Source organism: Serratia sp. HNCC26DJ206, from assembly GCF_057180605.1.
Genome location: NZ_JBXUGP010000131.1, coordinates 1 through 613 on the forward strand (window position 1 = coordinate 1; position 613 = coordinate 613).

The 613-nt window shown below is 58.4% G+C and carries 1 protein-coding gene; it reads right to left on the reverse strand.

Annotated elements, in window-relative coordinates; translation table 11 throughout:
* Positions 1-613, reverse strand: a 613-nt coding sequence (locus tag AC2A1E_RS24265; protein WP_484385886.1) for a beta-barrel domain-containing protein, incomplete at both ends; no start/stop codon positions are given.

Sequence of the window (613 nt, forward strand, 5' to 3'; positions counted from 1 at the left end):
AGAATCCCCGCGGCCAGAACGGGCTTTCTCTTCATCCACCAGGGTGTCGGAACTGATATGCTCCACCACGCCGCTCAACCCACCGTAAATGGCATAGTCGTACGCGGTGATTTTGACCGTGGCAGGCAAACCCGGGTGAATAAAGGCCACGTCGGCCGGTTTAACCTGGGCCTCGACCAGCAGGTTATCTTCCAGCGGAATAATCGTCATGATTTCCGCCCCCTGCTGGATCACCCCACCCCGGGTGGTGGTGCGGATGTTATTGACCGTGCCGCGCACCGGGGCAACAATCGTGGTGCGCTGCATCACATCTTCGCGGCCACGCAAAATTTCCTCAGCCTGGGCCAGCTCGGACTCCAGCTTGTTCAGTTCGCTGTTGGCATCCGAGCGGAAACGGTTGGTGCGTTCGGCAATCTGCAACTGGAACTCATTCGCCTGCCTGCGCAGACGCAGGATTTCCACCTCCGACACCAGGCCTTTTTTGGCCAGGGGCGCAGAAAGCTGTACCTCGTTTTCCGCCAGCGACAGGCTTTTCTTCAGCGCATCCACGCTCTCATTCAGGGTTCTCAGTTGGGCACTGTAAGCCTGGGTTTCGTCATTCACGATACTCGGC